The organism is Lysobacter sp. P5_C4 (assembly GCF_054049695.1).
The window spans coordinates 13456-26949 of record NZ_JBFULX010000004.1; the positions used below are offsets into that span (position 1 = coordinate 13456).

At 67.9% G+C, this 13494-nt stretch carries 10 protein-coding genes and 1 tRNA gene; 2 read left to right on the forward strand and 9 right to left on the reverse strand.

Going from position 1 to position 13494, the window contains the following annotated elements; genetic code table 11:
• Positions 1 to 4: 4 nt before the first annotated feature.
• The 3 genes from ACXJJ8_RS10385 to uvrB form a co-directional block, all read right to left on the reverse strand.
• A complete protein-coding gene (locus tag ACXJJ8_RS10385) occupies positions 5 to 2572 on the reverse strand; it encodes a Calx-beta domain-containing protein (RefSeq protein ID WP_499029636.1) in 2568 nt (855 codons plus the stop codon).
• Between the two features lie 99 nt (positions 2573 to 2671).
• Entirely contained in the window at positions 2672 to 3958 is a 1287-nt protein-coding gene (locus tag ACXJJ8_RS10390; RefSeq protein WP_499029638.1) for a reprolysin-like metallopeptidase, read from the reverse strand.
• Positions 3959 to 4147: 189 nt separating this feature from the next.
• Entirely contained in the window at positions 4148 to 6187 is a 2040-nt protein-coding gene (gene uvrB / locus ACXJJ8_RS10395; protein WP_499029641.1) for an excinuclease ABC subunit UvrB, read from the reverse strand.
• Positions 6188 to 6356: 169 nt separating this feature from the next.
• Here uvrB and ACXJJ8_RS10400 point away from each other — a divergent pair, with 169 nt between their 5' ends.
• Positions 6357 to 6953 (forward strand): GspH/FimT family protein, encoded by a 597-nt coding sequence (locus tag ACXJJ8_RS10400; RefSeq protein WP_499029643.1) that lies wholly within the window; start codon positions 6357 to 6359, stop codon positions 6951 to 6953.
• 63 nt (positions 6954 to 7016) lie between these two features.
• Here the strand turns inward: ACXJJ8_RS10400 and ACXJJ8_RS10405 are convergent.
• The 5 genes from ACXJJ8_RS10405 to ACXJJ8_RS10425 all read right to left on the reverse strand — a co-directional run bounded on the left by ACXJJ8_RS10405 (position 7017) and on the right by ACXJJ8_RS10425 (position 11485).
• A tRNA-Asn gene (locus ACXJJ8_RS10405) sits at positions 7017 to 7093 on the reverse strand.
• Positions 7084 to 8847: a prepilin-type N-terminal cleavage/methylation domain-containing protein gene (locus tag ACXJJ8_RS10410; RefSeq protein WP_499029644.1), complete on the reverse strand. Its 1764-nt coding sequence runs from the start codon at positions 8845 to 8847 to the stop codon at positions 7084 to 7086. Before ACXJJ8_RS10410 ends, ACXJJ8_RS10405 begins: the two co-directional genes overlap by 10 nt.
• 11 nt (positions 8848 to 8858) lie before the next feature.
• Positions 8859 to 10388 carry a hypothetical protein gene (locus ACXJJ8_RS10415; RefSeq protein WP_499029646.1) on the reverse strand — a complete coding sequence of 510 codons (1530 nt, stop codon included), beginning with the start codon at positions 10386 to 10388 and terminating at the stop codon, positions 8859 to 8861.
• Between the two features lie 30 nt (positions 10389 to 10418).
• Positions 10419 to 10910 (reverse strand): prepilin-type N-terminal cleavage/methylation domain-containing protein, encoded by a 492-nt coding sequence (locus tag ACXJJ8_RS10420; protein ID WP_499029649.1) that lies wholly within the window; start codon positions 10908 to 10910, stop codon positions 10419 to 10421.
• Positions 10910 to 11485 (reverse strand): prepilin-type N-terminal cleavage/methylation domain-containing protein, encoded by a 576-nt coding sequence (locus ACXJJ8_RS10425; RefSeq protein WP_499029651.1) that lies wholly within the window; start codon positions 11483 to 11485, stop codon positions 10910 to 10912. The genes ACXJJ8_RS10420 and ACXJJ8_RS10425 overlap by 1 nt, the downstream gene beginning before the upstream one ends.
• A 164-nt stretch (positions 11486 to 11649) precedes the next feature.
• On the opposite strand from ACXJJ8_RS10425, the gene ACXJJ8_RS10430 reads away from it, so the two are divergent.
• Entirely contained in the window at positions 11650 to 12096 is a 447-nt protein-coding gene (locus ACXJJ8_RS10430) for a type IV pilin protein (protein WP_499029653.1), read from the forward strand.
• A gap of 4 nt (positions 12097 to 12100) precedes the next feature.
• On the opposite strand, the gene ppnN is transcribed toward ACXJJ8_RS10430, so the two are convergent.
• A complete protein-coding gene (gene ppnN, locus ACXJJ8_RS10435; protein ID WP_499029655.1) occupies positions 12101 to 13474 on the reverse strand; it encodes a nucleotide 5'-monophosphate nucleosidase PpnN in 1374 nt (457 codons plus the stop codon).
• Positions 13475 to 13494 lie beyond the last annotated feature (20 nt).

Sequence of the window (13494 nt, forward strand, 5' to 3'; positions counted from 1 at the left end):
ACGCTCAGTGCGCCACGGTTTTCGGGCCCGGACCGCCCGTGCGGCGGTCGTCGTCGGCGATGGTCATGTGCAGGCGCGTCGAACCTGATGTCGCCCCCACGACGCTGAGGATCTGCACCTCGAACCGCTCGCCATGCTCCGGCGTCCTGTCGCCCATCACCGGCACGCGGATTCGCTGCAGCGTGCTGCCGGCCGGGAATGTCACCGACGCGGACGATGTCCCCACGTAATCGCTGCCGGCCTTCGCCGTGCCATCGAGCGTGCGGTAATACACCTGTACCGGCGCGGGCGCTGCTTTCGAGAGGCGGAGATCGAAGACCGCATCGCGCGTGCCGGCATCGCCCTCCCCGACCGACTGCACGTCGGCATCGAGGTAGACCACGGCGCCAGTCGACTGCGCGACGATGAACCCGAGTGGGCCGGTGACTTCATCCACGACCTGCCCGTAATTGTCGGGGGCGGCCGTGGACTGGATGCGCAGGCGATCGCCCGGAAGCACGCGCTTCAACAACGCATCGTTCGCGCCTGCGAGGGACCAGTTGCGGCTCATGAGCGCCAGGTTCGGGACGCGCCCATCGTTGAGGCGGGCATTCACCGGGATCGTTCGCTCGACGACCACGTCCGCCCAGCGATCGGCGACCACGTGATTGGCGAACACCGGATGCGCCCAGAGATTCACGTTGGGATCCGTCGTGGCCTTGCCTTCCATTTCCAGGCGCACGCTCGCCCCGCGCACGACCGGGAACGCGAACGCGTAATCGGGCGCCTGCGCGGTCGCGGTCCTGTAGCCGCCGGTGTCGTCGATCGCGTTGCCGTTGGCGCGGAAGGCTTTCACGATCACGGTGCCGGGCGTCACGCCGTCGCCGAAGCGCACGTGGCCGCGCAAGACTGCCCGCGGATCGGCATCGTGGAGGGTGAGCGTGGCGGTGGTGCGTTCGATCGTGACACCGGAGACCGGTTGCACCTGCAGCAAGAGCGTCTTGTCGCCATCGATGACGCCGTCGCCGAGCAAGGACAGCGACACGAAGCTCTCTGGCGCCAGGGTCGTTGTCATGACGCCACCAGGCGGCATCTGGTAATCCACGCCCGCCACCGCCGTGCCGCCGATGATGCGCACCGAAACTTGCGGTGTGCCCGTCGGCTGGCCGGAGTAGCGCAGCGGAATGTTTGCGGAAACGCCCGTAGCACCGTTGGCCGGCTCCCACGCCGTCGCATCGGCCAGCGACAGCGTGTTGGGCGTCCCGCGGAACTGCGCGACCTCGTCGGCGATCAGGTTCATGCTGCGCACGTTGTCGGCTTCGCCTGCGATACCGCACGGGCCCGCCATGCACGTGTTGAGGGCGGGATTCGAATACACACCGAGCACCGGCAATGCACCTGGCTCGGACATGATCGTGGCGAACTGCGTTTCACGGACGTAGCCGAACGAGAAGGGATACGCGCCGTGCTTCTGCTCGCCCCACGGCGCCATTTCGGCGAGGCGATCGTCGGCGTTGCCCAGGTTGTGTCCCAACTGGTGCGCCATCGTGTACGGGCCGCAGGGCGTGGTGTCGACCACCGAATAGCCGTTGACGTCGCTCACGCCGCCCACGGCACCCGTGCCGTTGCGCGTCATGTTCGCGCCCGTCGTGTTCGCGGCGCCGCAGTTGGTGTCGCCGGCGCCGCGCACGCGCAGCAGGCTCACCAGGTCGGCGGCGAACTGGTTGCGCTTGGCGAAGATGCCCTTCTCCTGGTCGGCATCGTCGGTGATCCAGGCCAGGGCCTCGGCGTTCTCGGCGAAGGTGTCGTGGATCGCGAACGTGCCCGCGAGCGTGAACCGCACGCGCGAGCCGCTGTCGATGTGCGCCTGCGTCGCGACGGCGAGGTGGTTGGCGATTTCCGTTTGCACGGCGGCTTCGGTGCCGCGCAAGGCGACGATGTCGTCGCCGTACAGGCCGAGCACGCGGATGTCGACGGGCGTGGTGCCGGCGGCGGCGCTGGCCCGCAGCGCGGCGGGCTGCGCCATTGCGATCGCTTCCGGTCGCACCGCAGTTGAAAGCGATACGCCCCCCGGGGTGCTGATCGTGGTGACCCCGCGCGTCGTCGCGATCTGCAACATTCGTCCATCGGGCCTGGGCAATGCGCCGAACACCGCACCCTGCCCGAACGTCAGCACCATCGCCTGCGATCCGAGCGCCGATGCCACGCGACCGACGACGGTCCAATGACCGAAGGCGTCCTTCGATTGCTGTTCGATACGCACCGGATACGTCGAACCCTCCGACAACGCAATGCGCAACTGGCCTTCGTGCACCGCGCGACGCACCATCGCTTCGTCGATACCGAAGGGTTGCGGCGTGTCGCCGATCAACTCGGGAACGCGCACGACGGCGCGTGCGGTGGCAACGTCGAAGGCGAACGGTTGCGGTGCGCGGGTTGCGTCAGCGGGGATCGCCGACGTCGCGCGCATCGTCGCGGCGTGCGTTCCCCACGCGACGCTGCGCGCAGGCGTCTGACTTCCGTTCCACCACGCGAGACCGGCGCCGAGCGCAATCACCGCCGACACCCTCCACAACGCCTTCCGAGATCGCATCGAATTCCCTTCGAATGCGCGCATCCCCCGACGCACGCTCCCTCGGCCGATCATAGCGGCCACCGCGGGGCGGCGCGAGGTGACCGCCGGTAGCCGTGCCTAGCGGAACTTCGCGATCGCAGGGGCCATCAAGTCGACGCCGCGGGCGTTGTCGATCCGCCCGGCCACGCCGCAGGGCGCGCCGTCGCAGGCGCGCGGATCGGGACTCGAGAAGCGGCCCAGCCAGATCCCTTCGCCCGGATCGGTCATGAGCGTGCCGAAGGTCGGCGTGCGCAGGTCGAAGGAGAACGCAAACGCGCCGTAGGTCACGGTGCCGTCGTCCGCCGTCTGCGCGGCGAGGTCGTGCGCCGCGCCCATCGCGTGGCCGAGTTCGTGGGCGAGGACGTAGGCCCCGCAGGGCGCGACGTTCGCGACGACATAGCCGTGCGTCGGATCCAGGTCCGCATCGCCATGCTGGTTGGCGCCGTTCAACCACGAGGCGCCGCAGGTGTTGTCGTCCGCGTCCGGCGTCGGTCGGATGAAGGCCGCCAGGTCGGCGGCGGTTGCATCGCGCATGGATTCGAAATCGCTGTCGCCGTACGCACCGGAGGTCAGTGCGTCGAGCGCTTGCGCATTGGTGAACGTCGCGGGGATCGCGATCCCGCGCGCGCCAACCATGTCGAACCGCACGCGCGTGCCGCTGTCCAGTTGCACCTGGTTCGCCACGGCGATCAGGTGCGCAATTTCTGTTTCTGCGGCGGCGCGACTGCCGCGCAGTGCGACGAGTTCGGGCGAATACAACCCAAGCACTCCGATGGGCACGGGTCCGCGATCCTCGAAACGCATCGGACGCTCGGCGGCGGCCTTGAAATATTGCGCATCGAATTCGCCACCGGGCGGAATGCGATAGTCCGGCGTCGCCGGATGCCCCGTCGTGCCACGCGGCACGAGATTGCGCGCGGGCGCGACCGTCACCATGCCGCTGCCTTCGGTTTCGATCTGCATCGCGTGGCCGTCGGGCATCGGCAGTTGGCCGAATACGGCGTTCGGGCCGAAGGTCAGCACCATCGATTGCGAACCGGCGACCGTCGAGACGCGGCCGACGAGCGACCAGTGCCCGCCGCCGTGTGTTTCCTGGCGTTCGATCTTCACCGGGTAGGAGCTGCCGTCGGGCAGCACGACTTCGAGCGTGCCGTCGCGCAGCGCGCGGCGCGCCATGGCGGCGTCCAGGTGGATGCCGCGTGCAGCGTTGCCGAGGAACAGCGTCGGCACGCCGGTTTCGACGACGGCTTGCGGCAGGGACGCAGGCGCGGCCTCGCGCGCGCGTTCCGCGTGCAAGCTCCACATCGCCAGACCCAGACTCGCGACGACCAGCGCGCAGGCCATCGCCCCCTTGACCATCCCCATCGAAAACCACCGCTCGGAACCCACCGCAGCGCGCATCTTAGCCGCGCCAGCGGCCGCGCACAGGGCCATTGGTCAGGCCGGCGCCGGCCGACATACGGTGTCCCGCATTCAGCTGATGGAGGCAGCGCCGCGGGCCTCGCGCTCCGGTGATCCGCGGTGGCCGATCTCGCGCAGCTTCCGGCAATGTGATCAGGTCGCGAGGCTTGCGTCCTTGAGCTTGCGGATCTGGTCGCGCACGCGCGCGGCGTCCTCGAATTCCAGATCGCGCGCATGCTTGTACATGCGGTCTTCGAGCTGCTTGAGCTTGGCGGCGATCTGCGAAGCGTCGAGCGCAGCGTAGTCGACGCGTTCCTCCGCCACCGCGGCCACCCGGCCCTTGCCCTTCTTCTTCGCCTCGCCCGGCTCGGTGCGCGCGCCTTCCATGATGTCGATGATCGGCTTGGAGACCGACACCGGCACGATGCCGTGTTCGAGGTTGTATTCGACCTGCTTCGCGCGGCGGCGGTCGGTTTCGTCGATCGCCACCTGCATCGAGCGCGTGACCTTGTCGGCGTAGAGGATCGCCTTGCCGCGCAGGTTGCGCGCCGCGCGGCCGATGGTCTGGATCAGCGAACCGCCGCTGCGCAGGAAGCCTTCCTTGTCGGCGTCGAGGATGGCGACCAGCGACACCTCCGGCATGTCCAGGCCCTCGCGCAGCAGGTTGATGCCGACCAGCACATCGAACTTGCCCAGGCGCAGATCGCGGATGATTTCCACGCGCTCGACCGTGTCGACGTCGGAGTGCAGGTAACGCACGCGGCAGCCATGTTCGCCGAGATATTCGGTGAGGTTTTCCGCCATGCGCTTGGTCAGCGTGGTGACGAGCACGCGGTCGCCCATCGCGACGCGCAGGTTGACCTCGCCCAGCAAATCGTCGACCTGCGTGGCGACGGGACGGATTTCGACTTCCGGATCGATCAGGCCGGTCGGGCGCACGACGAGCTCGACGACTTCGCCGGCGGACTCGCGCAATTCATACGGGCCCGGCGTCGCCGAGACGTAGATGCTGCGCGGCGAACGCAATTCCCATTCCTCGAACTTCAGCGGCCGGTTGTCCATCGCCGAGGGCATGCGGAAACCGAACTCCACCAGCGTTTCCTTGCGCGAACGGTCGCCCTTGTACATCGCGCCGATCTGCGGAACGGTGACGTGCGATTCGTCGACGACCAGCAACGCATCGGGCGGCAGGTAGTCGTACAGGCACGGCGGCGGCTCCCCCGGCATGCGGCCGGTGAGATGGCGCGAGTAGTTTTCGATGCCGTTGCAGTAGCCGACTTCGGCGAGCATTTCGAGATCGTAGGTCGTGCGCTGTTGCAGGCGCTGCGCTTCGACCAGCTTGTTCTGCGAATACAGGAATTCCAGGCGATCGCGCAGTTCGGCCTTGATCAGGTCGACGGCCTGCAACACCGTGCGCCGCGTGGTGACGTAATGCGACTTCGGGTAGATCGTGTAGCGCGGCACCTTGCGCAGCACCTCGCCCGTGAGCGGATCGAAGATCGACAGCGTTTCGATCTCGCCGTCGAACAACTCGATGCGCAGCGCTTCCATGTCGCTTTCGGCCGGATGCACGTCGATGGTTTCGCCGCGCACGCGGTAATGGCCGCGCTGGAGTTCGAACTCGTTGCGCGTGTACTGCATCTCGGTGAGGCGGCGGATCAGCTCGCGCTGCTCGATGCGCTCGCCGCGCACCATGTGCAGCACCATGTTGAAGTATTCGTTCGGATCGCCCAGGCCGTAGATCGCGGAGACCGTGCAGACGATGATCGCGTCGCGCCGTTCGAGCAGTGCCTTGGTCGCCGACAGGCGCATCTGCTCGATGTGCTCGTTGATCGAGCTGTCCTTCTCGATGTACGTGTCCGACGAAGGCACGTAGGCCTCGGGCTGGTAGTAGTCGTAATAGCTGACGAAGTATTCGACCGCGTTATGCGGGAAGAAGGCCTTGAACTCGCCATAGAGCTGCGCGGCGAGCGTCTTGTTCGGCGCCATGACCAGCGTGGGCTTCTGCACCTGGTTGATGACGTTCGCGATCGTGTAGGTCTTGCCCGACCCGGTGACGCCGAGCAGCGTCTGGCGCGCGAGGCCGGATTCGAAATTGGCGACGATCTTCTCGATCGCCTGCGGCTGGTCGCCGGCCGGCGAATACGGCGAGACGAGCTGGAAGGGCGTGGCGTTGGACGACTCTGGGCGCATCGGGTCTTCGGGAGAGGGGTGCAGCGGGGGGATCGGCGAGTGTAGCGCCGGGAGGATGAAGCCTGAGGCGCCGGCGCGGCGATATCTGACGGCAGGCCGCGAGCCTCGCCGAGGGTGGTCGCAATGCGTGCGCCGCAGCATCGGAAGGCCTGAACGCGAGGCCTTCGTTATGCGTCCCCTGCCCTTTGGTTTCAACAGGTTCGACCACCGTCGACGTGCGTGCGACCGCCGTCGCGCGCGGGGCGTCACCTTGCTCGAGGTGTCGATCGTCGTGGCGGCCGTTGCGACGCTCGCCGCCCTCGCGCTCCCGCGTTTCGCCGCCGCGCGGGAGGCGGCGCGCAGCAGCGCAGCGCACCAGGCATTGCTTGCCGCATTGATGGTCGCGCCCACACATGCGGCGTCGAGCGGCTCGGAGGTGGTCGTCTGCCCCGGAACCCCCGCGGGATGCGCGGGCACGCACGACTGGAGCGCGGGCTGGATCGTCTTCGCCGACCTGGACGGCAATCGCCTTCGCGATCCCGCGCGCGAATCGTTGGTGCATCGCGTCGGCCCCGTCGGCGGGCACACGCATTTGCGCACGACGGCGGGACGCACGCGACTCGTGTTCCAGCCGGATGGCAGCGCGGTGGGCTCGAACGTGACCTTCACCTTGTGCGACGGCCGCGGGCCGCGCCGCGCCGTGGCGCTGGTGATGAACAACACGGGGGCGATACGCGCGGCGCCGGCCACGCTTGCGCAGGCGAATGCGTGCATGGCGGCGATGTAGGCGCCGCGCCCTGCGCGCAAGAAAAAAGGCCTGCATCGCTGCAGGCCTTTCATCAATCGAATCTGGCGCCCGAAGTTGGACTCGAACCAACGACCCCCTGATTAACAGTCAAGTGCTCTAACCGGCTGAGCTATTCGGGCGGGGGCGCATATTCTGGCCGCCCGTGCGGGGCTGCGTCAATCCGCGCGACGCCGCTTTCGCCGATTTCGAACGTTTGCGCGTCTTCGAGCTCGATTTCATCGCCTTGCAGGTCGGTTGCGCCGGGGATCCGCGCGCTGGCGACGGTGCCGGAATTGGAGGTGCGAGCGGACGCGATGGCATCGGACACGCCCGGTGCGAGGCCGCGCACGCGGCCGCCGGCGGCCGGTACAGGCGCCGCGGGATCGCGCGATTCGACGGCAAGGATCTCGGAATCGCGCGCGGACCAGCGCGCGAGGTCGGTGAGGTCCAGCGTGACGAACGGAAGGAACGGCAGAACGCAATCGGCGAGGATCGCACCGCCGGGGGCGCATGCGCCCTGTGCTCGGCGCGCCTGGATGGCGGCGTCGAGTACCGCGCGTGCCTGTGGCTCCAGGTGGTCCACGTAGAGCGCGCGGGCGTGGAGGTGGCGTCGGTCGTTCGATGCGGGCGCGGGCAATGCGATCCGGTCCGGCGCGTTGAGGCCGCGTGCGGGTTCGTCGTGCAGCACATGCGCATTCTCCGGCGTGCCCTCTGCATATTGCGCGAGGTAGTCGCGGAGGAAGTTCGCATAGCGTTGCCCGGCCGCCCGGTCCGGTCTGGGCGAAGCCGCGGGAACGCCGTCGACGGTTTCAGTCTGCAGCAAGGCGAAGTGGCGCGCCTGGAGATCCGCAGCGGTGCGCCACCAACCGTCGATGCGCACCAGGCGGCAACTGTCGACGTACGCGCCCGAAGCGGTGTCCTCGACGGGAACGAGCGCGCCGACTTCGTCGAGGGCGTATTTGCGATACACCGGATCCGTACTCGCGACATCGAATTTCGGATGCAGCGACGGCCCGGGCGCATCGTGCCGGTCGCGACAACATTCGCGGCAATGCGGGCTCTGCTTGACGTCCGGATTCGGACCGGCGGCATATCGCTCGCCAGGTGCTTGCGCGTTGTCCGCCGGCGTGTGGACGGCGTAGCGCAGGCCCGTCCAGATCGCGGGCCAGCGTGCGGCGCGGTGCAACACGCCGAGCTGCGGGCCACCAGCGCCGTATCGACATTCGCATTTGACGACCCGCATCTCGATGCGGTTGTCGATACGCGCGCCTGTTCCATCTTCGGTGTATGTCAGGACATCGAATCGCGTGTTGCCCAGCGGATCGATCGACGGTGACGTGGCGGCGGTCGCGCGGCCCTCGCCGATGGAGACTGGAAGCATGTCGGCGTGCTCGACGGGCGCGTTTGCCGCACGACGCACCCGTGGATGCAAGGGTGCGGGCGTGGAGGCATGAAGCCGATTGGGTTCGAGCGCCAGTTCGCCGAGCACCGTGCGTAGTTCCAGCGTCCGGGTGTCCCCGGTCGGCGCGGTCCACTCCGCACTGACGCGGGCCGTCTTCAACACGTGGGTCGATGCATCGATCGTGCGATGCAGGACAAGCCCGCGCAGTCCGCTGTCGCATGCGGCGTGTTCGACTTCGTTGGCGGGCGCGCCGCAGGCGGCGTTGCGCGCGTCGATCGGTCCATCCAGCGATGCGATGTCCGCGAATGGCGTCGCGCGCAGTGCGTCGAGTTCGCTCGTCACCAGCGCGAGCACGCGCGCGCGCCCTTTCGCCTCCGCGGCGCTTCGCGCGAGTGCGCCCTGCAGGGCTGCGAGCGCCAGCAGGCCGATGGCGAGCAAGACGACGGCGACGAGGACTTCGAGAAGTGAGAACCCGGTGCTCGTTCGTTTCATGGCAGCGCCCATCAGTACGACACGCCATCGCTCCACGCGCCGGGAATCGGCGCGTGGGCGGTCGGCACGGTGTCGTGAAGCTTCGCGACGACATCCGGTGCGGACACGATGGCGCTGTCGCCGCCGGCCTGTTCGATGCGGCCCTGGACGACGACGGCCCCGTAGATCGCAGCGCCGGATTGCAATCGGAGATGCGCGCTGCCGCCCGAAGCGGGATCCAACACGTCATCGCGGGAGCGCACGAACACGAGGCCGAAAACGCGCCCGTGCACGTGCAGCGCGCCGTCGACCACCAGCAGCACGGGGGCATCGGGTGCGCCGAGTTGATCGCCGGCGCCGATGTCGCAGTTCGCCTGGCACCAGAGCAGGCCGGAAAGCTGCGGCGAGGGATAGGATTCGTGCAGCGCCTGGTCCGGTCGCGTCAGTGCGCCGGCAGCGGCATCGCGCGGAACGATGCGCCCGGCATGGCGGTAGAGGAAGGCCTCGTCTGCGGCAAGTTCGACCCGGCGCATCGTCGACGGGACGACGAACGCGCCCGACGGCGTGCGTGTTTCGCAGAACCCGTCGCCGTCCGCATCGCCGCGCGCGGAAACGCCGAACACCTCCGCGAACAGATCGCACGGAAACTCGCCTGGCGCCACGTCGTCGTTCGCGCCGAGGGCATTCGCGCCGTCGCTGCCGTCGACATCGAGCACGTCGATGCCTTCGGGATCGCGACTGTCGACAAGGCTGCCGTCGAGGGGACACCGGCACGTGTCGCAGGTCGCGATCCCGGCCTCCAGTACTGGCGTACCGCCATCGAAGAACTCGCCTGCGTGGCAGGAGTTCGCCGCGGATTTCCGCACATCCTTCCGGCTCCACGCGGACACCGGGAGGCCGTCGCCACCGGCGTTCGGATTGGCGACGACATGCAAGGGCGCGCGCAGGTCGATGTCCCCGCTCGCAATCACCGGCGGCATGCGAGCGTTCGGGACGAAAACATCCGACCGCGCAAAGGTCTGCGCCACGGTCGCGCGCGCGCCTTGGCCCGGCAGTCGCGCGAGGCCGACGACGGTGTACCGGAGTGCGTTGCCTGCTTCGGCCGGATCGGTCGTGCAGCGCGCGGCATCGTCCCGGGCCACGCGGCACAACACCACTCCCGCTCCGTGCGCGAGGCGTTCGAATGCCCCCACCTGTGCGATGCGAACAGGCAGGGGCAGCATTCGCGTGTCGAACACATCCACGGTGCCATCGCCATCGCGATCGCCGCCGGGTTCGGTCCAGTAATACATCGCGGCGCGGCGCGCGGCGTCCGGGATCGCCCCGCACGGAAACGCCATTGCCTGCGCCAGTTCGGCGCAAGGCTTCCACTGTGCCCCGTGCGCCAATCGCGCCGGGTCTTCGTATAACCACGCCGCGCCCTGGGCAACGGCTGCCTCCGCGAGCTCGCCGACAACGCGGGCCCGTATCGCGTTTCCCGAAGCGCGCTGTTCGAACACGCCGACATGCAGCGTCAGCAACGTCACGACGCTCGCCAGCAACAGCACGACGATGGCGGCCACCAGGGCATTTCCTTCGGCAGACTGCATCGGTCAGCCGCCTCCGTTCGAACGCAGCGCAACGACATGCCGCAGCGTGGCTTCGCGACCAGTCAGGAACGCGGGTGGATCGCGCAACGTACCGGTCAATGCGATCTCGACCCGACGATCGTTCACCGACCCGTCGTGGACGAACCGGAGCGTGCTGATGCGCACTGCGTCGCTGCCGACCACCAGGCCCGGGCCGTCGCAGTCGACACCGGCCCCACGGCGGACTTCGATCTTCCCCGCATGTTCGCGAATCGCGATGTCCGCGCCGCGAAGACAGCCGGCCGCGACCTGCACCTCGGCGCCGGCGACGCGCGCGCGCCGCACCTCCGCCACCACCAGCGCCATCGTCGACCGCAGTTCCTGCTGCAAGCGCGTCGCCACCACCGTCTCGCTTCCGGCACGCAACAGTTGCAGGAAGAAGCCGAGCGCCGCGGTGATCACCAGCAACCCCAGCCCAAGCGCCACCAGGAGCTCCACCAGCGTGAACCCACGCATCAGCACGCGCGGATCCCCGTGATTGCGCCGCCGTTGCTGCACATGGACGCGTGGCCCAAGGGCGATACGGCGACGGTCAACGCAAAACGCCCGCTGCGCGACGCCAGCCGCACTGCGTCGCGTACTTCGCCAGTGCGCATCCCGTTCGCGCCTTCGAACGCGAACGCGTCGACCGCCGAAAGCAGGACCACGCCGCCGTACAGGGTGCCCGGTACCGTCGCGCGCCGCGCATCGACCATGCATGCATCGCCATTGGCGAGACAGTCGCACGCATCCAGGCCCGCCATCGGCATCCCTGCCGGCGGCAACTGCGCCTCGCGCGCGCCTGCGCACCATTGCGCGCCGTGCCCGGAGAACCGCACCGACACGGCGCGCGCCTGCTTCACGGACGCGAGCCGTGCTTCCGCGATGAGCGCAACCACTGCATCCGCGGCACCGCGCAAGCGTGCCTTCTCGAAGTAGATCGTGAATGCAGGGACCGCCAACGTCGCGAGGAGCGCCACGACCGTCATCGCCACGATGAGTTCGACCAGCGTGAAACCGGGCGCCCGCCGGGCGCGCATGTAACGAGGCATCCATGCCTCCTCCGTGTTGTCCATTGCGCAGTGGTGTAACACGGCGTTCCGGCGCGCAAACCAGTGCAGACCGACGAGCGGGAACGGATGGGGGTCCCAACGGTTCCGGAGCGGCGAACAGGCGGGCGTAGCATCCTTCGCAAGCTTCAAAAGGAGTGCCCGCGATGCGTCGCCAGGTCGGCTTCACAATGATCGAACTGATGGTCGTCGTCGCGGTCGTCGCGATCCTCGCGATCATCGCGCTGCCGATGTACGGCGAGCAGTCGCGCAAGGGCAAGCGTGCCGAAGCCGCGCAGGCGCTGGGCGACCTGCAGTTGCGCCAGGAGAGTTTCCGCGCGGATCACCCCATCTATGGCGACACCACGACGGACTCCGACACCGCGAACGTGCTCGGCAGCGTCGCCAACGTTGCGGCGTACAACCTTGGCCTGAAGTACTACACGGTGAGCGTCACCGGCACGCCGACGGCCACCGGTTACACCCTCACCGCAACCCGCAAGGGCGAAATGACCTCCGACCCCAAGTGCGGCAACTTCACGATAACCATGGTCGCGGGCGTCGTGACCAAGGGCGTCAGCACCGGCGACGCGGACTACTGCTGGCGCAAGTAGCCGCTCAGGTCACCACGCGGTAACAGGGGCGATATTCCCCGGCAATCTTCATGCGCCGCTGTTCGACGAACGCGCGTAGCAACGCATCCAGCGCTTCCATCATGTCGCGGTCGCCGTGGATCTCGAACGGGCCACGTTCCTCGATGCGTCGCAAGCCCTCTTCCTTGACGTTGCCGGCCACGATGCCGGAGAACGCGCGGCGCAGGTCCGCGGCGAGCTCGTGCGGCTTCCGCCCATGGTGCAGATCGAGCGCCGCCATCGCTTCATGCGTGGGCACGAAGGGTTTCTGGAATTCCAGCGGCACCTTCATCGCCCAGTTGAAGAAGAACGAATCCTTCTGCGCGATGCGGTAGTCCTTCACCTTGCGTACGCCGGTCGCCATGCGCTTGGCGGCCTTCACCGGATCGCCGACGATGATCTCGTAACGCGAGGTCGCGGCCTCGCCCAGCGTCAGGCGCAGGAACTGGTCGATCTGTTCGAAGTACGGGGCCGCGGCCGCCGGGCCGGTGAGGATCAGCGGGAACGGCAGGTCCGCGTTTTCCTCGCGCAGCAGGATGCCGAGCAGATACAGGATTTCCTCCGCCGTACCGACGCCACCAGGGAACACGATGATCCCGTGGCCCATGCGGACGAAGGCTTCGAGGCGCTTCTCGATGTCCGGCATGATCACCAGGTGGTTGACGATCGGGTTCGGCGATTCGGCCGCGATGATGCCCGGCTCGGTGATGCCGATGTAACGCATCGTGCGGCGGCGTTGTTTCGCATGCGCGATCGTTGCGCCCTTCATCGGCCCCTTCATCGCACCGGGTCCGCAGCCTGTGCAGATGTCCAGGCCGCGCAGGCCCAGCTCGTAACCGACCTGCTTGGTGTACAGATATTCGTCGCGGCCGATCGAATGGCCGCCCCAGCACACGACGAGGTTGGGTTCCGAGGGTTGCAGCACGCGCGCGTTGCGCAGCAGTCCGAACACCGCATCGGTGATGCCGTCGCCGCTGTCGAGGTTGCGTTCGTTCAATTCGATCGCGGTGTAGGCAAGATCGCGCACGACGGCGAACAACAACTCGGCGACGCCGCGGATGATCTCGCCATCGACGAAGGCGATGGCCGGCGCGTGATGCAGATCGATGCGCACGCCGCGATCCTGTTGCAGGACCTGGATGTCGAATTCGGGATAGAGCTCCTGCGCGGCGCGTGGGTCGTCGGTGGCGCTGCCGCTGGTCAGCACGGCGAGTGCGCAGCGGCGCAACAGGTCGTGCATGCCGCCGGACGAGGCATCGCGCARACGCGCCACTTCGGCGCGCGAGAGGACATCGAGGCCCCCACGCGGATAGATGCGCGCGTTGACGGTGGGAAGCAGCTTGGTGGTGTCGTCGTTCATGCGCGCAAGGGTAGCGCAAA